General features: G+C 56.4%; 11 protein-coding genes. 10 read left to right on the forward strand and 1 reads right to left on the reverse strand.

The window, feature by feature from the left end; all coding sequences use genetic code 11:
• Positions 1-372: 372 nt before the first annotated feature.
• The 8 genes from bglB (at position 373) to MKX70_RS09860 (ending at position 14,795) form a co-directional block, all read left to right on the forward strand.
• The gene (bglB, locus tag MKX70_RS09825) at positions 373-1,437 is read left to right on the forward strand and encodes a beta-galactosidase BglB (RefSeq protein ID WP_042239771.1); all 1,065 of its coding nucleotides are present in this window, start codon (positions 373-375) and stop codon (positions 1,435-1,437) included.
• A complete protein-coding gene (locus MKX70_RS09830; RefSeq protein WP_042239770.1) occupies positions 1,430-2,461 on the forward strand; it encodes an SGNH/GDSL hydrolase family protein in 1,032 nt (343 codons plus the stop codon). Before bglB ends, MKX70_RS09830 begins: the two co-directional genes overlap by 8 nt.
• Before the next feature lie 191 nt (positions 2,462-2,652).
• Positions 2,653-3,582 (forward strand): ABC transporter permease, encoded by a 930-nt coding sequence (locus MKX70_RS09835; protein ID WP_042243556.1) that lies wholly within the window; start codon positions 2,653-2,655, stop codon positions 3,580-3,582.
• A gap of 12 nt (positions 3,583-3,594) precedes the next feature.
• Positions 3,595-4,470 carry a carbohydrate ABC transporter permease gene (locus tag MKX70_RS09840; protein WP_042239768.1) on the forward strand — a complete coding sequence of 292 codons (876 nt, stop codon included), beginning with the start codon at positions 3,595-3,597 and terminating at the stop codon, positions 4,468-4,470.
• 57 nt (positions 4,471-4,527) lie between these two features.
• A complete protein-coding gene (locus MKX70_RS09845; protein ID WP_042239767.1) occupies positions 4,528-6,192 on the forward strand; it encodes an extracellular solute-binding protein in 1,665 nt (554 codons plus the stop codon).
• Positions 6,193-6,223: 31 nt separating this feature from the next.
• Entirely contained in the window at positions 6,224-7,999 is a 1,776-nt protein-coding gene (locus MKX70_RS09850) for a hypothetical protein (RefSeq protein WP_042239765.1), read from the forward strand.
• A gap of 366 nt (positions 8,000-8,365) precedes the next feature.
• A complete protein-coding gene (locus MKX70_RS09855; protein WP_042239763.1) occupies positions 8,366-12,442 on the forward strand; it encodes an Ig-like domain-containing protein in 4,077 nt (1,358 codons plus the stop codon).
• An 82-nt stretch (positions 12,443-12,524) separates the two neighbouring features.
• The gene (locus MKX70_RS09860; RefSeq protein ID WP_340839973.1) at positions 12,525-14,795 is read left to right on the forward strand and encodes a helix-turn-helix domain-containing protein; all 2,271 of its coding nucleotides are present in this window, start codon (positions 12,525-12,527) and stop codon (positions 14,793-14,795) included.
• 418 nt (positions 14,796-15,213) lie between these two features.
• Here MKX70_RS09860 and MKX70_RS09865 read toward each other — a convergent pair whose 3' ends face one another.
• Positions 15,214-16,080, reverse strand: coding sequence for a helix-turn-helix domain-containing protein (locus MKX70_RS09865; RefSeq protein ID WP_052416748.1), 867 nt, complete (start codon positions 16,078-16,080; stop codon positions 15,214-15,216).
• Between the two features lie 97 nt (positions 16,081-16,177).
• Here MKX70_RS09865 and MKX70_RS09870 point away from each other — a divergent pair, with 97 nt between their 5' ends.
• Complete coding sequence (locus tag MKX70_RS09870) at positions 16,178-16,843, forward strand: hypothetical protein (RefSeq protein ID WP_340839974.1); 666 nt, start codon at positions 16,178-16,180, stop codon at positions 16,841-16,843.
• A complete protein-coding gene (locus MKX70_RS09875; protein ID WP_340839975.1) occupies positions 16,840-21,063 on the forward strand; it encodes a glycoside hydrolase family 2 TIM barrel-domain containing protein in 4,224 nt (1,407 codons plus the stop codon). The genes MKX70_RS09870 and MKX70_RS09875 overlap by 4 nt, the downstream gene beginning before the upstream one ends.
• The last annotated feature ends 12 nt before the right edge of the window (positions 21,064-21,075 follow it).

Here is a 21,075-nt window from a genome sequence, read left to right on the forward strand (position 1 = left end):
GCCTTCGGGACGTTGCCAGTCTGCGGATCTCTTAAAAGTTAAGAATCATATGCTTCGCATAATAAATATTCCTTATCTTTCCCGCGGAAACGGATGCCGTTCTTTAAAAAGACGGCATCCGTTTCTACTTGATCCGCTTCCCCCATTATTAAATCTCTAGGTTCAATCTATAAAGAATTTGGTCGTGAGCATGTGTTCCTCCGAATGACGAATACAGCTCCATTATGAACAATGCCAGAAGTGAAAGCGATTAGCAAGATTCTTGTTAATGGACGGCATTCCGGCGCTTGACTACACTGAGGTTGCGAACAGGGCTAATCAGCCGGCCACAGGCTCTAGGCTCTAGGCAGGACATTAAGAAGGAGGAGCATTATGGAAGCAGTATCACGTACAACACTCGAAAAGCAGATCGCCCGTGTGATTGAGCGGATGAAGGATATGAAAGGCTCCATTCAGGAGACCGCTCCCATCGGCATTATCTCTATGGACAATTGGGAATGGCCGCAGGGAGTGGGGCTCTTCGCCTTATACAGCTATTACCGGGAAACCGCAGATGAAGAGATTCTGCATTATCTGACCGGATGGTTCGACAGCAAGCTTGACGGGGGCATTCCCGTAAAAAACGTCAATACGATGTGCCCGATGCTTACCTTAAGCTATCTGGCGGAGGAGACCGGACGCGCAGATTATCTGAAGCTGTGCCGGGAATGGCTGGATTATGTGCTGAATGACATGCCCCGCACAGAGGAAGCAGGCATTCAGCACGAGGTTACGGGCAGCCCGAATACCGGACAGCTCTGGGACGACACGCTGTATATGACGGTGCTGTTCGTAGCCCGGATGGGGATTGTACTGAAGGAGGAGGAGTGCATACAGGAGAGTATCCGCCAGTTTCTCGTCCATCTCAAATACCTGACCGATCCAGCAACAGGGCTATTCTTCCACGGGTGGACCTTCGAGGGGGGCCATCACTTTGCCCGGGCCTTGTGGGCACGCGGCAACTCCTGGTATACGGCGGGGCTGGTGGATTATCTGGAGATGGTGGAGCTGCCGCCGGGTGTGAGCAGCTTCCTGCTGTCCTCGCTGGAGCGGCAGGTACGCAAGCTGCTTGAGCTGCAGACGCCGGAAGGCGCGTGGCATACCTTGCTGGACGACAGCGGCTCCTATCTGGAGACCTCGGCTACCGCCGCTTTTGCTTACGGCATGCTGAAGGCAGTGCGGCAGGGGCTGCTGGATGAGAGCTGCCGCAAGCCTGCCCTGGCAGCTCTTCACTATGTGCTGGGCCAGATTGATGAAGAAGGGATAGTACAGGGAGTATCGTACGGAACGGGTATGGGAGCTACGCTTCAGGACTACCGCGAGATTCCGGTCTGTCCGATGCCCTACGGGCAATCCATGACGCTACTGCTGCTGGTGGAGGCGATGAAGCATGGTTGATTCCGCCAAGCGCAAGGTCATAGGGTTGCCGGGACTGGACCGGATTGCCTTCCATAACGTTGCTGAACTGGAGGAGGCCGGCGGGTACGGCGTGTATCTGCGCCGTATTCCCCGCAGCGTCAGAGAGCAGCTGAATGAGCGGGGCCGGTTCATCGCCGGGGAAGCGGGCGGCTGTGAGCTTCGTTTCGTTACAGCCGCCCCGAACATCCGGGTAACCCTGTCTTTGCCGGAGGCGGATGGCTGTGTGACCGTATTCAAGGGCGGACTGTTCCATTCCAGGCATGAGCTTCAGGCAGGGACCATCCGCACGCTTCAGTTAAGCGAGCCGCCGCGGCTGGCGATGGCTGACCGCAAGCTGCTGATGGGAACGGGCTTTGCACCGGAGGTGTGGCGCATATGCTTCGGACGGTATGCCTGCGTGGTCTGCGGCATTGAGACCTTCGGCCATCCGCTCCGCCCGCCGGAGGAAGGAGAGACTCCCCGGAAGCGCTGGATTGCTTACGGCTCATCCATTACCAATGGTGAGAACAGCAGCCTGCCGTACATCGGCCAAGCGGCAAGAAGGCTGGCTGCCGATGTGCTGAATCTGGGCATGAGCGGCTCCTGCCAGTGCGAACGGGAGATGAGTGATTTTCTTGCAGAGCAGCAGGACTGGTCTTTCATGACGCTGGAGCTGGGCGTAAATATGCGCGATCATATGCCGGCGGACGAATTCCGTGAGCGGAGCGGCTATCTGCTGGACCGGCTGGTTAGCAGGCATCCGGAGAAGCCGGTGGCGGTTATTACGATTTATCCCAACTTTGCGAATTTCCCGGCCAGCGGGATTGCGGACAAGGATATCCGGTTTAACGGGATTCTGCGCAGTCACGTACAGCGCCTGTCACACCCTAAGCTGAGCCTGATTGAAGGAAGCCGGGTGCTGGATGACCTTAGCGGGTTGTCCTGTGATCTGATTCATCCCGGGGATGACGGACATATCCGGATGGGGGAGAATTTGGCCCGGGAGCTGGGCGGAATCCTGTAACTCCAGGCTGCATAAGGGTTCAGCGGCGATTAACAGGTAAACTGAATATTGCCGTAACCTGCCGAAGCGGCTATGGTGAGGACATGAAACGGCCATTTCAGCTCAACAGCAACATGTTCAGAAGCAAAAACAGGCAAGCGAAAGGAGGCACCGAGATGAAAGCGAATAGAGCAAGCGAAGCGGTGCTGCGGATGGATACTCTGCGGAAGACGGGAAGCAAGCGCTTCTGGCAGACCCGCCGGTTCAAGAACAATCTGCCGCTGTGGGTCATGTTCGTTCCGGTCATCGCGTTCTATATCATTTTCAAATACACGCCCATGCTGGGACTGGTCATTGCCTTCAAAAATTATACCTTCTATGAGGGGGTATGGGGCAGCCAGTGGGTCGGCATGGACAATTTCACCAATCTGTTCACCCAGGCGCAATCGGTGCAGATTATCCGCAATACGCTTGTGCTCAGTATATTGTCAGTGCTGGTCAGCTTTCCGTTTCCGATTGCCCTGGCGATTATGCTGAATGAAGTCCGGAACAAGTTTTTCAAAAAATCAGTCCAGACGCTGGTGTATCTGCCCTATTTCTTCTCCTGGGTCATTGTCGGCGGACTGGTAGTGACGATCTTTGCCCAGACCGGGGTGGCCAATGTGCTGGTCGAGAAGCTGTCCGGCAAGCCGTTTCCGTTCCTCTTCAAAGAGTGGTCCTGGGTATCCATCTTCCTCGGCTCGGGAATCTGGAAGGATGCGGGCTTCAATGCGATTATCTATCTGGCTGCACTGACTTCCATTGACCCCAGCCTCTATGAAGCGGCGAGCATGGACGGAGCGGGCAAATGGAAGCAGATCCGCAACATCACACTGCCCGGGATCAGCCCGACCATTGTCATTATGCTGATTCTCGCCATGGGACGGGTGATGGAGGTAGGCTTCGACCATGTATATGTGCTCCAGAACTCGATTGTATCGGGGATCTCCGAGGTTATAAGTACGTACATCTACGCGATTGGACTACAGGGAGGGCAGTTCAGCCTGACGGCTGCACTGGGAATGTTCGATTCCCTCGTAGCGCTGACCCTGGTGCTGATATCCAACGCCATTGCCCGGCGCTTCAATAAAGGCTTGTGGTAACAGGAGGACACTATGCAAAGTACAAAAGGTGAAAAAGTATTCTACGGCTTCAATTATCTGCTGCTGACGCTCGCAGGCATTCTCTGTCTGCTGCCGCTGCTCCATCTCGCCTCCCTGTCCCTCAGCGGCAAGGACGCGGTGCTCTCCGGTTTTGTCACCCTATGGCCGGTGGAGTTCACACTTAGCTCTTATACCATGCTCTTCGAGGGAACGCCGGTAGTGCGTGCCTTTGGCAACAGTCTCCTGATTACCCTGGTTGGTGTGGCGGCCAGCATGCTGTTCACTATCTTTGCCGCCTATCCCTTGTCCCGCCGTGATTTCTACGGAAGACGCACGCTGACCCTGGCGATTGTGTTCACGATGCTGTTTACGGGCGGCCTGATCCCGACCTATCTCGTGGTCAGCAGTCTCGGACTGGTCGATTCTTACGCGGCACTTTGGCTGCCGGCTCTGGTAAGCACTTATAATATGATGATCATGCGTTCCTTTTTCGAGAACATTCCGGAGGAGCTGGTGGAAGCGGCCAGAATTGACGGCTCCGGTGAATGGCGGCTGCTGGCGGGGATTATTCTTCCGCTGTCCCTGCCTGTGCTGGCGACGATCGGACTCTTTTACGGCGTGTATTACTGGAACTCGTTCTTCAACGTAATGATCTACATGAACAGTCCGGAGAAAATCAATCTGACGGTTCTGATCCAGCAGATGGTGAAGAGCCAGGCCGTCCTGCAGGAGCTGAATACCATGAACTCGCAGGAGGTCGTCAATATTACACCGGAGGGCATCAAGGCCGCCGGGATTATGGTTATGGTCATTCCGATGCTGATTGTGTATCCGCTGTTGCAGCGGTATTTTGTCAAAGGCGTAACCATCGGTGCCATCAAAGGCTGATCATCGCTGCTCATATCCGTAAGTACAAGAACATCATTATAGGAGGGTCACATCCATATGTCCAAACCCATTTGGCTTAGAAAAACAACTGCTGCCGGTGCAGCATCCCTGATGCTCGCTATCGCTGTCACAGGCTGCGGCGGCAATAATGCTGCTTCCCAGGGCGGAGACTCGAACAAGGAAGGAACACCTGAGAAACGCGGGTCGATCACCGTCTCTTTGTATGACCGCGGCACGGTACCTGCAGAAGAGGGGACGATGAGCGACAACCGCTGGACAAAATGGGTCAATGAGAACGGGCCGGTTAATGTGAAATACGTTACGGTGCCGCGTTTCGAATCCCTGCAGAAGTTCAATGTGCTGTTCGCATCGAAGTCGGCCCCCGACCTGATCTTTGAATTTGATACCGCTTACCAGGGACAGCTCTACAACCAGAAGCAGCTCCTTCCGCTGGATGACCTGATTGCGGGTAGCAGTACGGAATATAAGGCGATGCTGGAGAAGTATCCGGCGCTCCGCAAGGCAGGCACGATGGCGGACGGCAAGCTGTACACGGTGGGACGTCCGATCCAGTTCGGTCCGCAGCATTACCTGTTTATCCGCAATGACTGGCTGAAAAAGCTGGACCTGCAGGTTCCCACTACCCCGGAGGAGCTGCTGAAGGTGGCGAAAGCGTTCACTGAACAGGACCCGGACGGCAACGGCAAAGCGGATACGCAGGGGACCGGGCTCAGCTTCGTAGCCGGAATTATTCTGAACAACATGTTCGGCACCGGGTTTACGCTGTTCGGCGAGGATCAATACCCTTGGGTACTGGAGAATGACAAGGTTGTGCATGACTGGGACCGGATCAAGGCGGCGATCTCCTTCCAGAAGGAGCTGTATGCGGCGGGTGTGGCGGATAAGGATTTCGTCACCGACAAGAACGGCGAGAAGCAGAAGCAGGACTGGATCTCCGGCAAGCTGGGGATATACGGGGGCAACGGGGCCGATGTCAGTACGTATGAGACGCTGAAAAAGAATGTCCCTGAAGCCGAGGTCATTCCGATTGCCCTGCCGACAACGGAATTCGGGCAGTTCAGCCCGACGCTGACCACTCCGATTCAGATGACCGGCATGGTGAATGCCGCGGCCAAAGATCCGGAATCCGTCATGAAGATGATTGATTTCATGGTTACAAGTGAATACACCACTACGATTCAGAACGGTATCGAGGGCGTGCATTACAACAAGACAGCCGACGGCCGCGCTGAGGTGATCGATCCGGAGAAGAACAAAAAGGAGCTGGAGTACAACCGCGATATGGGCATGCTCACTCCGCTGATCGGCAAGAATTATGGGCTGAAGAACAAGGTGAACCCTACAACGGCTGAGCAGGATTTCATCGCAATCTATGAAATGGCCGAGAAGCTGTACATGAACCCGGACCGTCCGATCGTCGGTATTACGCAAAAGGCCTTCCTGCCGCTGCTGCCGCAGGATCTGACCCAGATCAACACCAATGCGAATAAAACAATCCTCGACCGGGCCATGCAGGCCATCGTCAGCTCCGATCCGGCTTCGGTGGACCAGTTCATTGAGGAAGCCAAGGGAGTCTGGGAGAAGGCCGGCGGAACCAAGGTCGATGAGTTCTATGCAACCTGGTATCAGGATAATAAAGCGGATGCCATCATGCTGAAGGATATTTATGAGATGGGCAAGCAGCTAAGCGCGGCTGAATAAATGTGAATTCCAGCATAGGGGGCGGACGGAGTTGAATAATCAGGTCAGAGAGATTCTGGAGCAGAGCTATGCGGCTGCCTCGGAGGATATTGTGGTCGAGGAGGGGCTGGTCCGTTACGACTGGCCGGGTCATACCCGGCAGGTCTCCAAGCTGCCGTACTGCCACGAAGCCCGGTTCTCGGCTGGGTATTATGCTTACGGCACATTGCTGGGTCGGCTGGATGAACAGGCCGGACTGGAGATGCTTGAAGCGATTGCCGGGCTGCAGTTTACAGACCCGGAGCATCCGGATTACGGAGGGTTTCTCTGGTACCGGGAGGAGAGCATGATTCAGGATTCCAATGCGGCGTTTTTTATCCTCATGCCGCTTGTCGTTGTACGTCTCTGTGATCCCGGTGTATTCCCGGACAGTCACCTGGAGGTGATCCAGCGGATGTTCAGCCATGCGGCGGCCTGGTTCTCTCAGGAATGCCGGACGCCGGAGCTGTTCTACCCGAACAAGACGATGAGCGACGGCGCCATGCTGCTGGCCATCGCACACTTCCTGGGTGAGCCTGAGTCTCTGCAGACCGCAATCGCTTACTTCCGCAGATGGGAAGAATATACGGTCCGCCGGGGCTGGGGCTGGGGGGAGAACATCAGCCTGGTCTATCAAGGGGTGATGATGAATGCGCTGAGGATTGCCGGTTCTGTTCTGCAGGAGCATGACCGGGAGCTCGCCGGACGGCTGTCAGAGCGGATGGAGGCACTGAAGAACATTCTTGTCTTCCATGACGGCGGGGAACTGGTTCCGTCCATCCGCAGCTACAACTTCCGGGGAGAGACGAAGCGGCAGAGCCTGCTGTGGCCGATTGCCGGTGTGACGGGGCTGGGCCGTCTGGTAGAAGAGAAGTTTTCACTCAATGATGTGGCAACGCTGCTCCTGTTCGAAGATGATTTCCTTCAGGGAGTAGACTCTCCGTCTGCGCAGCCTGTGCCCAGGGTTCTTGAGGAGCGGATCTTCGATGCTGCCCGTTCCTATACCTGGATCGGACAGCATACCCGTCTGGGCAGCATCAACCGCTTCCCGGTCATGCCCGGAAGCTACCAGCATCCCACCTGGGGGCTGGGCTGGCAGAGCTTCCCGGTCAGCTTCAGCGTGAAGGATCAGCAGGTGTCCTATCTGCGCTGGTATGTGGATGATTCCGCATCGGTGCGGACACATCCGGCGGAGGATTACCGCACGGCCTATCTGATGCCTGCGCTGTTTGCGGAACCGCTGTACCCGGAGGTGGAGACACGTTCGGCCCAGCAGGGCAATGCCCTGCTGGTGGTCCGCAGCATGACCCGGCTGCATAACCGGGCAGCCGAGATTGCGGATGAATGGGTCATCCACCGCTATGACGGAGAAATAGCGCGTGTAATGAATACAGCCGGGGACAAGGAATGGCTGGTGCTGCATTATCCGGGCTGTGCGGTGGCGATCACAGCGCTGAGGGGTATTTGTGCCGGGGCGGAGGCGCGCGCGGGGCTGCCTGTTACGGTGGTGCGGGAGGAAGGGAGGATCAGGCTCCGCCAGGTCCTCTACTCCGGGGACAGCACCGTTCTGGCGCAGCCCCGCCTGGAAGCGGGCTGGGCGGTGATATGTCTGGACGAAGCAGCGGAAGCTGGTGATGTCCGCAGGCTGCTGGATACGGTGCGGATCGATGACTTCGAGACGGATGACCGTGAGGTGCCGCGGGAGCCTTGGGCCCGGGCGCGGGACATTGTGCTGGCGGCGGGCAATCAGCCGCCGGTTCAGCTCAGCGTTGATCCTTACGCACCGTAACAACGCAGTTCAAGCCGATTAATGTAATGACTGACGTATGCTTACTCTTAATTGCACTTTGTACAACTAAATCGTCTGATGTACCACCGAATATCTGTTTAGTTGTATTTCATACAATTAAACTGCCATTTGCACCTTGGCTTCACCCATTCGGGCAGATTTAGTTGTACAGACTACAGCTATAAGAGGGCAAGCCTTCCTTTTGACTGTTTTTAATTGCACATTATACAACTATCATTGATATCATTGAATGTTCACTTCAAATTAAACTTCATAAATTGCTGCATGGTTGAATGAATTCACTTCTGTAGCTCTAATGTTGTACTAGAACCGCTATACTTGCTTCCATACGGAAAGGTGGCTATTATGAGAAAATCAAGTCCAAAATCATATTTTGTATACGCTATCATTATGATTCTGCTGATGGGCCTGCTCCCGGCAGACCTTGGTTCTGTGGCCCGGGCGGATAGTAATTATAAGCTGGAGGAGACCTTTGAATCTTATAGTCCCGGTGCGAAGCCGGCCGGCTGGTCGATCAAGACGCCGCCGCAGGGGGTGAGCGTGGCTGTGCAGGCCTGGGAAGGCTATGCCGGCAAGCTGCTGGAGCTTCATCAGGCAGCCAAAACGGCAAGCAGCTACAATATAAGCAGATCCGTTACGGATGTTACGTACAGAAGCATGTTAAGTTATTCGTTCCGAGCAGAGCAGACGGGAGCGGTGATCTACCTGCCTACCCCGCAGAGCGGTTCTGTTCCGCTAGTGAAATTCGCAATTAACAATGGCGCATTCAGCTATATGAAGAAAGGTGCCGGATCATGGACCTCAGTGCTGCCAATTTCGGCCGGCGTATGGTATGATCTGCGCCTGGCGCTCGACGGCGGCAGCCACAGCTTCGATCTGTCCATTGACGGCAGCCGTCTACTAACGAATGAGCCGATGGCCGAGGGAGGAGCATTAACCTCCTTCTATATGGGATTTTACAAGGACAGCATCGGCAAGATAGGCTTTGACAATTTTATTGTAAGCGGATACAAGAAGGCGATAAGTGCAGCCTTCTCCCAGGCGGCTTACGAGCTGCGCAGAGGCGCCAAGCTGCCATTGCCGCTCCAGTTCACACCTGCGGATGCTACGGATCAGAGCGCTGTCTGGTCTACCGGCAATGCAGAGGTGGCAGCGGTGGATGGCAACGGTATTGTGACAGGCATCCGTCAGGGAGTCACTACGGTGACGGCACAGCCGAATGAGGGGCTTCCGGCGGTAACGGCTACGGTAGCTGTGTATGAAGATCCGATCACGGCCATCATGCTGGCTCCGCTGGAGCGGACGGTGCCCGCAGGCTCCCGTGTGCTGTTACATGCCTCGGTAACCCCACAGGACAATACCGATACAGGCATCCGGTGGGGAACGGAGGACGGGAGTATTGCTGCGGTGGACCGCTACGGAGAGCTGACGGGGGTAAGCGCCGGAACAACTACCGTGTTCGTCACGGATGAGACGGGCAGCGTGCGCGCTGAGACTTCCGTTATTGTGACTGGACGTACAACCGGCCAAGAGCTGTATGTCGCCCCTGGCGGGGACGACAGCAATAACGGCACGGAAGCTGCTCCCTTCCGGACGGTTGCCCGGGCACAGGAAGCGGTCCGCCTGCTGAATGAGGATATGGACTCTGACATCATCGTCAATCTGCGGGAAGGGACCTATACTCTGTCAGAGCCGCTGGAATTCACACCGGAGGATTCAGGGACGAACGGGTATTTTGTCACTTACCGCAGCTACCCCGGGGAGCAGGCAGCCATCAGCGGCGGGCGGCCTGTCACTGGCTGGACGGTGTTCGACAGCGCCAAAGGCATCTACCGGGCGAATGCCGGAACCGGCCTTACGACACGCCAGCTGTTCATAGACGGCATCCGGGCGGTCCGGGCGCGGAGCGCCGCGGGGCTCGTGAATCCGGTGAAGACTGCAACCGGCTATACCTCTGATAATACGGAGCTGGCCGGATGGGGCAATACTAGCGATATGGAAATGGTATTCAACGAGCTGTGGACGAATTCCCGGATCAAGGTGGAGTCTATAACTTCATCCGGCGGCAAAGCGCAGATCGGCCTCCAGGAGCCGGGCCGGAGCGCAGTCTTCAACCGGGGATTAACTTCGGCAACAGTACCTGTGTACTACGAGAATGCTTTTGAGCTGCTGGATGAGCCTGGAGAATGGTACTACAACCGGGTAGAAGGCATGCTGTACTACAAGCCTCGCGCCTGGGAGGATCTGTCCACGGCTGACGTTGTAGTTCCGGTGCTGGAGCAGCTTGCTACCGTTTACGGGATATCGGCTGATGAACCGGTGCGCAATCTGAATTTTGAAGGCCTGAAGTTTATGTATACCACCTGGAACCGTCCGAGTACGGCAGCGGGACATTCCGATTCGCAGAATAACCATCTGCGTTATCCGTCCATCTCCGATGAGCTGACCGATGCTGCGGTGATGCTGGAGCTGACCAATACCGTGAATTTCCGCAATAATGAGTTCACCAAGCTCGGCATTACAGCGGTGCGGATGCAGAACGGCGTTCAGAACAGCCGGATTGAAGGCAACCGCTTCTATGATATCTCAGGCAGTGCGCTGAATGTGGGGCAGCCGAACTCTGGGGACCGGAATATCTACCATCCGGCAGACCACAGGCTGCTGATGAAGAATAATGATGTGCTGAACAATGTGATTCATGATATCGGCATCGACTACAAATCGGCATCTGCCGTATCTGCGGGATATCCGGTAGATATGGACATCAGTCATAATGAAATGTACAATCTGCCCTACAGCGGAACGCATATCGGCTATGGCTGGGATAAGTTGTTCGATGCCGCTACCCGGAACGTGAAGATTCAGAATAATCTGATCTATGATCTCATGGGAATGGGCTTGCGTGATGGAGGAGCCATCTACAGTCTTGGACCTACCGGGGCCACAGCGGCTGAGAAAAATCTGGTCAGCGGCAATTACATCCGCAACCAGATGGACGGCAACTCCGCCCTCTATACGGATGAAGGCTCCGCCTACTGGAAATTTGAGCATAATGTGATCGACCTGAAGGATACGCCGCTGTGGCATTCACCGCTCCGCTGGGCGATGGCGTATGTGCCGACGATCCATGACGTGGATTTCGTGAACAACTACACAACAACGGACGGCTATACCAACAATGGCCGCAAGGTTCTGTTTGCCGACAATACAGTCCAGCCGGACGCCCAGTGGCCTCAGGCGGCCATGCCGATCATTGACCAGGCCGGGCTTCGGCCGGAATATGCCTCTGCAGCGGAAGGGCAGGTCAGCCGCTGGAGTCTGGCCCCGGTCAAGCTGACTGCAGGAGGCAGTGAACAGGTCTCCATTCAGGCCATGGACGGCAAAGACAGGCCGCAAGGCAAGGAAACCAGCAGCTTCTATTACAACAGCCTCGATCCGGCCGTGGCCTCCGTTAATGCCACTGGTGAGGTGACCGGACTCAGCCAGGGGCAGACGAAGCTTATCGTAAGCATCATTAACGGCTCCATCCTGCGGACAATCACTACGGATGTATTCGTGGGAGACACCTTAGCCGCTGTCCGTCTGGAAGGACATGACGGCAATGTGGCGTATGTTCATGAAGGCGCGGACATGCAGCTGCAGCCTTACGGCGAGACATTGTTCGGCAACCGCGAGGAGCTGGAGGAGGTCACGTATACAAGTAGCGATCCTTCCATCGTCAGTGTCAGCGGAAACGGCCTGTTAACGGCGCATCAGACCGGATCGGCAACCCTGACGCTGTCGGCCGGTTATCTTGGCACCGTGACGCAGGGACAATATGAGGTTAAGGTGTGGAATGAGGCCAGCACCTACGATCATACTCTGATGGCGGAACTGCAGGACCCGGAGGGCTGGTATGTATCGGCAACCGCCAACGGGCTGAAGGAGACCGGGGCAGATAGCCTTACGCTGAGGGCTCCCGGTGGCCATGCCATCTACCAGAACCGCAAGTACCAGAATGAGCTGCTGGATTTCAATATGAAGATCAATGACAGCGCGGTCTCGTCCAATTGGTATGCCTTGATGCTGAATAATCAGAGCAAGGAACTGAGCTATAGTACCGGTAGTATGTACCTGGTGGTTATAGGGACATCGGGTATTGAGCTGCACCGCTTCAACGAAGGGGTGCGGACGGTGATCTACGGCAAGATTGACGGCCTGACCAGTCTGGGCGGGCCGGCTATTCCGAATACAGCCATAACCTTCGGGGAGCAGAGCCGCGTTCAGCTTGGCGCTTTTCAAGAGTCCGGGGGTGTGCGCCTGATCCTGAAGGCTGACGGAGTACAGGTATTTAGTTATCTGGATACCGCAGCAGGGGCGATTGGAGAAGCGGGGTACTTCGGGCTGATCTCCCGCAATGCAAGCACGGAACTGGGTTACTGACAGACTACAATTATGAATCCGGCCCCGTAGCCAATATCACTTAAGCGATAGCCCACATCTGGACTTACAGGGGATGACACCGATGCATAAGAAATGGCTGTACCGACTGATTCTTTCCTACCTGCCGATCCTGTTTGCCGTGGTATTTTGCTTGATTATCCTGTTTTTCCTGACCCTAAATGAAGCGATGGAGAGGCAGACGGCCAAGGCAAACGGTGTATACGCAGAAAATGTACTGCAGATCGTGGACACCACTCTCCGCAACCTGGAGACTACAACGATCAAAAGCCTGCTGCTGGATGATCAGGTGAGCAGTTATTTTGACCGCCCGGGGCAGCTTGATCCTTATCATGATTACGGGGTAACGGAGGTGCTGCTGGATTTCATGTCGCCGCTGCCGATGATCGATTCGGTCTATTTATACCGTGCGGCCGACGGCAAAGTGCTGATGCAGCATTTCTCGTCCAGTCTGCCGGATTTCGGGGACCGCAGCTTTATTGAGACAGCGATGAGGGGGGCAGGCAGCTATGCCTGGAGCGGAATCCGTGACCTGCAGCTTTTCTCCGGCGAGGATCAGCCGAAATCAGTCATTTCGCTGGTGGAGCAGGTACCTTATTTCTCCGGTGAGCAGGGATTGATTGTCATTAACGTGCGGAAGCAGTCTCTGCAGGCGCTGATTCAGGATATGAACATGGCGAATACGGAGATCTGCCTGAAGGACGCCGGTGGGCGCGCTTTTGCAGGGGCTGATACCTGCTCAGACCCACAGGCTCAGGATCAGGCGGTAAACCGCATGTCTTCCTATACAGGCTGGACAATTAAGGTTGGATTGGCGCGTGCAGAAGCCTTCTCGCTGCTGTCAGCCTTCTCTAATGTCTGGGCGATTCTGGGCTTTGCGGCGATCTTCGGCGGGATTGCGGCCATGACGTATATCAGCCATCGGAATTACCGTCCGATTGAACAGGTGATGAGCCGGATTTACACGTTCGGTGCGGACCGTTCCTCCGGCTGGAAGCCGCAGAGCAAGGGGGATGATGAATTTTCTTTCATCGGCCATGCGCTGGAGAGTCTGATTGAGCAGACGAACAGCTATGAGAAGCAGCAGGCGGAGGGAATCCTGCACAGGCGGAATCAGTTGTTCAAAGAGCTGCTGGAGCACAGCGGCCAGGTGTCGGCAGAAATATGGAGCCGAGAATCGGAGCGGATTGGAATGAAAGGTGAATTTGCAGGCGCGGTTGTGGGAATTGCTGAGATTGATTTCTATGAGGCCTTTGCTGCAGACTACTCTGCTCGTGATCAGGCGTTGTTCAAATTCACCCTCCGCAGTGTGATTCAGGAGATCGCCGAGAAAGAAGGGGAACCGCTCTGGACAGAGTGGATTGGACCGGGGCGTCTCGGGCTGCTCTTCCGCCGTTCCGCCGCCGGAGTAACGGCTGATGGTGCCGAGAAGCCGCTGATGATTGCAGAGAGTGCCCGCTCCTGGGTGAAGCAGCATCTCAAATTCACGGCAACCTTTGGCATCAGCGGGCCGGCGGCCGGTCTCAGCGGCTTATCGGATGCTTACCGCAAGGCCGCAGGTGCGCTGGAACGCAAACTCACTGGCGGTCCCGACCGCGTCTATGTTGCACCGGCAGAAGGCAGTCTCCCGCCCCAGGCGGAAGGAATGGATGTGCTGGTGCAGTCTATCGGTGCCGTTCCCCAGCTGTACCGGCTGGGGAACGACGAGTGGAGGCCGCTGATGGAGCGGATCTTCGGGCTGCTGGCAGGCGGCAATTACTCCAAGGAGGACATTGTCCGCCTGCTGCAGCTGCTGGAGGCTGGCCTCTCCAGGGAGATGCAGGAGCTGCCGCCAGAGATGAAGGGGATATGGAATAACGGGCGGCTGCGCGGAATTCCGCAATCTCCGGAATCCTTCGAATGGATAGAGGAGCTACGCGGGGAGCTCCTGGCTTCACTGGAGGAGATAGAGGAGGCGCTCCGCGGCCTGCGGATGAACCGGGAGCAGTATACGCTGGCCAACAAGGTGCGTGAGTATATTGCCCTGCATTACGCCGATCCCGATTTCTCCCTGACCCATGCCGCTGACAGCTTCGCGATGAATACCAAAGCGCTGAGCCGGATATTCAAGGAAGAAATCGGCGAGAATTTCGTCGATTATCTGGCCCGGCTGCGGATGGACGAGGCCAAGCGCCTGCTGACAGAGACCTCCGAGCCTGTCCAGAATATCGCCGAGCGGGTGGGGTATTTGTATCCGATGTCCTTCATCCGCGTCTTCAAGAAGCTGGAGGGCGTAACCCCGGGAGAGTACCGCAAGGAGCGGAGCGGCCCTTCGCATGGCGAGCGGCAGGGCTAGACCCGGACCCGGACCCGGGCCCGGGCGGCTCTTGCCGGGGGATCAAGGGCGGATAAGATGTATATTTCACAGGCCAATGGGCGGGCATATAGCTTTAAAAGGCGGCAGGGAAGTTTCCCCTTGCCGCCTTTCTTTGTACTTGTCCCCATGGAAGGGAAATGGAGGTTCTATTGCACTTTGTACAATAGAAGAACATTAAATCAGCCTGGAAATTGAATCTATTGTACATTGTACAGCAGAATTTTAGGTTTTCGCTGTTTTTTGCCCCTTTTCCCATAATCAACTGTATGAAATGCAATAGAATATCATTTTTCACAATTCTAAAGGAGTTCTATTACACAAAGTACAATCAGCCAAACCCGCAACAATCCCCCGGTTGCCAATATGGAGAAAACTGCAGGTTCCCGCTTGTCTGCCGCTACATTCCGGCCTTATGCATCCGGTACTCGGAGGGCGTGCACAGGAACACTTTTTTGAATTGTCTGGAATAATAATTATGATCCCGGAACCCGCTGTCCATGGCCACCTGTGAGATGGTTAATCCGGCATTGCGCAGCAGTGTGCAGGAATACTCCAGCCGTTTGCGGATGACATAATCCATAGGTGTCGTATGGTAATTCCGGGTGAACACGCGGAGAAATTGGCGCTTCGACATATAAGCCAGATCTGCCAGAGACTGAAGTGAAATAGGCTGGAGGAAATGCTCTTCAATATAGGTAACCGCCTCACCGATCTGCAGCGCCCTGTTCTCCGTTCCGCCGCCATTCTGCCGGTAATATCGTGATAGTGTGCCGACAAGTGCGGTGAAATACGTGCGGATCATCAGCCGGTAGCCGTCAGACTGCCGGTCATACTCCTCCAGAATCCGGTCCAGAAGAACAGTAGCCTCTTCCAGCTGCGCGGGCTGCAAGGAGAGCATGCCTTTGAAGTACATCTCTTTGCGGAAGAACGGCTCCAGATAGAACAGCGCCTGAAACCCCGGCAGGAGCTTCAGCTCAGGCAGCTGCAGCAGCTGATCGGGATGGAACATCACATTGATGTACTCAATATTCTGCACATTTTTGTACCCATGTGAAATATCGCTGTGGATAAAAAACACCTGACCCGCCGATACGGGGTACTCCTTTCCTTCGATAATATGAATCGCGCTTCCCTCCAGGATGACCACCAGCTCCGAGAAATCATGGCAGTGAACATAATAATCCTGAGTCAGCGGGCATTTCTGAATGCGGAAAGTGAAGCCAGGCTCGAGTCCTAAATCCCGTGCATAGAGTTTATTTGTCATGTCGTTATTATGCTAAAGAAGGGCATGATCGTCAAGGAACTGTTCCGCCGTTTGCGTTAATCTTAAGAGGAAGATGACACACGGTTGGAGGGAATCTATGCAGCGATATTTATATAGAGCCGAATGCAGAGAGGGCTGCGACCCGGCTGCTTTTTTGGGCTCACAGGTGGAATGGCTTAATGAACGTATGGACTGGCTGGGTATTTCTTGGCTAAGCATCTTTCAAGACGGCCAGTGGCTATTTCTATATTACGAATGCAGCGGCAAAGAGGCTCAGCCGGAGCAGCTGTTCCCGCCCGCAGTGGAGATGCTCAAGGTCTGGCCGGGCGGGGATTACCCGCGGCTGTGGGTGCCGATGATGGACATTTTTCATTATCAGCAGCCGGTGTCCGGGCAGCATTGGAAGCGTAATCAAACTCCGGGGGCTCCCTACGGCAGGCTGGCAGTACTCAAGCCGGAGCAGGTCTCAAGTTATGTCTATTACCATTATCAATATCAGGAGGAGTGCCCGGGAGACGGTGACAAATACGGGATCATCGGTCTTCATGAGAACCTGCTGTTCTTTTATTCCGAGCTGCCCGCAACCGTGGAGCCCGCTCCCTATACGGGGAAACTCACAACGAATCTGCGTCCGGAGCAGTGGGGAGAGGTTATGGAGCCGCATTTTATCAAGTGGAAGAATGTAGGGCCGGATCAGGACATCTGGAAAAAGCTTACGCCTGTCCTAACGATCACGCTCCCGCAAAGGGGAAAAGGAGAATGAATATGCTGCGCACATCCATATGCCTGAACGGCGAATGGGATTTCATGCCGCTCTACGATCAGCCGCGCTGCCGCAGTCTTCCTGAGAGGCTGCAATATGAGGCGCGCAAGATACAGGTGCCTTCGAGCTGGCGCCACAGCTATAAGACGCCTTCGGGCAGCAAATTTGGAGAAGTACCGGACCATAACTTCGTGCCGTTTGATGTGTACGGCTACCCGGGAGAATGGGATGCGGCCGAGGCTGGGGTGCTGCACCGTTCTTTTCAGGTGCCGGAGACTATGCTGGGGCAGCGGATTGTGCTGCGCTTCGATGGAATCTTGCAGAAGGCAGCGGTGTATCTGGACCGCGAGCGGATTGCCGTCTGGGAGGACGGGTATCTGCCTTTGCGGCTGGATATCACCCGGATGGTGAAGCCTGGCCGGGAGCAGCAGTTACATGTAGTATGCGGAAGCTTCGACATGGCGGTAATTCCCTCCGGGGAGGAGAGAATCACCGGACTTGCCGGTTCGTGGTTCGGCAGGATCGCAAGGGGAATATGGCAGGATGTCTTCCTCCAAGGCTACCCGCCAATATCGCTGGAGGATCTCACAATCCGTACCTCTGTCCGGCAGGGGATGCTGGAAGTGGAGGCACTAATGAGCACAGAGCCGGGTGGTCCTGCGATGGAAGCGCTGCAGGTGTTCCTGAAAGTCAGGGAACGGAAATCCGGTACCCTGACTGCGAAGGGTGCAGAGCCGCTGCCGGTGCTTGAAGCGGAAGCAGGAGTAAATGTTCTGCCTGCGCAGGCCGTAGAAGGACGGCAATTATGCTGGAACACCGGCAGCCGGGAGTGGGGCGGAGCATCATTTGCACTGCCCTGGCAGGGTGCCGAGCTGTGGAGTCCGGAGCATCCGTTCCTATATGAACTGGAGCTGGAGCTTCAGGCAGATGGGGAGGTCCTTGACCGGCGGACCGATGTATTCGGCTTCCGGGAGTTCTGGTGCGAAGGCCCGCAGTTCATGCTGAACGGGATTCCTGTTAACCTGCGGGGCGATTCCTGGCATTTCCAGGGTGCGGCGCAGCAGACAGAAGACTATATCCGCAATTGGTACCGAATGTGCAGACAGGCGGGCATCAACAGCATCCGGCTGCATGCCGAGCCGTATCCGGCTGATTATCTGCGGATTGCCGATGAGGAAGGAATGCTGATTGTCGATGAGACAGCCATCTACGGGTCCGGTAAAACTATGGATGCGGCCCACCCCGATTTCATCTCCAATTGCCGGGCGCATGTGCAGCGGCTGGTACAGCGGGATAAGAATCACCCATCCGTCATTCTGTGGAGCGTGCAGAACGAGATGCGCTGGGTGGACGGCCGGGATACCTACCAACAGCATATCCCGGGTCTGATGGAGCTGATGAGAGCCCTTGATTCCACCCGCCCGATTATGGTGGAAGGGGATAACCGGTTGGTCACCAAGCAAGGGACAGAGGTGGAGAGCCGCCATTACAACATTGACGGCACGATCGCGCAGTGGGACCGCAGCGTTCCGCTCACCTTCGGCGAGCATGGCGGCTGGTGGTACATCTGCCCGCAGAACAGCAGCATGTATATCGGACTGGACGCATACCGTGACTCAGATGCAAGTGCTGCCGGCTTAGCCCAGAAGGAAAGGCTGTTCGTGGAGTATGCACGCCGCCAAGGGGTCTCTGGCATCTCTACCTTCAACTTCGCCCATTATTTCATGCGGGCGATGCCGGAACGGAATATTCAGCTGCCGCCTGCCGACCTGAACACACCAGGCCCTAAGCCTGCGGTAATTCCGGCTTACTCCCTTTCCCTGAACAACGGGCTGCTGCCGGGGGAATATCCGGCATTCAAGGCCAATCCCGCTTTTGCCATTATGGCTGAAGCCTTCAAGCCGGTAACATTGATTGCCGCCGAATATAACCGCTGCTTCTTCGATGATGCGCCGGTCCGCCGCAGCTTCGATGTCTACAACGATACGCTGGCAGAACAGGAAGTAACTATTGAATGCACGGTCCGGCAAAGCGGACATGTGGTTCATAGCGAGACGTTCCGTTTCCGCCACGAGCCTGCCGCCCGCCGGAGCATCCGGCTGGAATGGATGCCGGAACCGGTCAATGGTGAAGGAGCAGGAGTGGGAGGGGATGGAGGCGTAGGCGTAGGCGCAAGAGCAGGAGATGGGGCAGAAGTAAGAGTAGGAGATGGGGAAGGAGCAAGAGCAGGAGATGTGGCAGAAGTAAGAGTAGGAGATGGGGCAGGAGCATCAGCAGGAGTAGCAGAAGCGGAAGCGGTGCTGTCTGCCCGGCTGTTCCATGGCATGGAGCTGAAGCATGAGCTTCTGTTAAGCTACCGGCTGTTGTCCGGGAGCTGCAAGACTGAGCCGGTAGAAGTAGCGCTTCCCGCTGCTTATCTAGGCTCTGACCGGGACTATGAGGCGATCCGCACCCTGGTGCCCGGCCTGGTCCGGTCAGAAGCGGAAGCGGTAGAGCAGCTTGGGGGCGGGACGCTGCTGATTGTCGGCAGCCGCATGCAGGACAAGGACGGGGCGCTGGACCGGAAGCTGAGAAGCTACGTGCAGCGGGGCGGCAGATTGCTGCTGCTGGAACAGCTTCACCTCTCTCCCGGCAGCCTGACGCTCAGCCGCAGGGAATTCATCCGTGCCCATGCAGGCGACTATGGGCATCCGGTGCTCCGGGGCCTTGGAGCAGAGGACCTCATGTACTGGCATGAGGGGCTGCGCGAGGACGGGCCGCTGCCGATTATCCGGGCAGCGTTCGAGAAGCCGGTGACCGGCGATTTCACCCTGCTGCTGGAATGCAGCGCGGGTGACTTTGGAGATGGCGGCGATCTGTGGTCGCCGCTGCTGGAGTACCGGAGCGGCGCGGGCATGTTCCTGGCGAATCAGCTGGAGATTATGGATCATCTCCAACGGATTCCCCAAGCCTGCCTGCTGCTGCGGAGCCTGCTCCAGTACGCGGGCCGCGCGGTCCACGCGGCCGCTGTACCGGAGCCCGCTGCGGTGTGGGTCCGCAGCGGCGGGGCGGCGGAGGCCTTGCTCTGCAAGCTCCGCCTGAAGGGCCAGAGGCTGGACAGCGCCGCAGGCTTGTCCAGCCTGAACCCCGGCCTCCTGGTGGTGGAGGCCGGATTGCTGCACGGACCGGGCGCGGCGGAAGCCGTCCGGCAGGCGGCAAGTGCCGGCAGCACAGTGCTGGTGCTGCCGGCAGAACCCGGCGGGCAGGAGGCGATTGCCCGCCTGCTGGACCGCCCCGTGCGTATTGCGCCGCACGGGACCTATCATCTGGCGGCGGACTATACGCACGCCGCCGTCCGCGGGATCAGCCCTGTCGACCTGTTCGGGTTCGACAAGGTGCATCTCTCGCCCCGGGACGTGGTCAACCGGGAGCTGGCCGGTCACAGGCTGGAGGTGCAAGGCGCGGAGGTGCTGTGCACCAGCGTGGAAGGCACAGCCTGGAAGGATTACTTCGCCGGACAGCATACGGCGGAATACAGCAGGCTGGCGCTGGTCGAGCTGAACCGCAGCAAGGCCTGTGCTCCCGGAGCTTTTGTGATCCGCCAGGCAGTCGGCGAGGGTGAGATTATCTGCTCGCAGTTGCTCACCGACCCGGGCAGTGACAAAAGCCTGAGGCTGTACACCCGCCTGCTGGGCAATCTGGGGGCCGACTTCGCGGATGAGCTGCTGCAGCTGGATAAAGGAGATGCGCAGTGGGCGGTGGAAGCCGCGATGACGCTGTTCTGTCCGCCGTATACCGATTATCAGGCCATGAAGGATTACTATACCGACCCGGAATTCTCCCTGAACAATCTGGGTGAAGGCCTGTATGGCTGGATGAAGAAAAAAGAACGGCGCGAAGACGGAACGCTGCTGATCCCGGCACCTGAGGGCCGTCCGCTGTTTCTGAGCTGTTTCGTGCATCTGCCTGCGCTCGTCTCCGGCAGCGGGGAACCTGCGGATATCCGAACCGGCAGGCTGCGGTTGAACTCAGAATGTGCTTACGAGATCTATATGAACGGTCAGCATGTGACTCAGCCGGAGCGGGAGATCATTTTGAGAAGAGGAGTCAACCGGCTGGTTGCCATCGTCCGGGGAGACCGGGAGGATATCTCTTTTGGCATGGTTTTCCTGAACCCGGATGGCACGTATATGAATGATTTGGAGTTCCGCATGACGATGGATGAGGTTGAGCCTAAGTGAGGAATAAGATTA

Origin of the sequence: Paenibacillus sp. FSL R7-0312 (assembly GCF_038004445.1) — a bacterium.
GTDB lineage: Bacteria > Bacillota > Bacilli > Paenibacillales > Paenibacillaceae > Paenibacillus_AQ.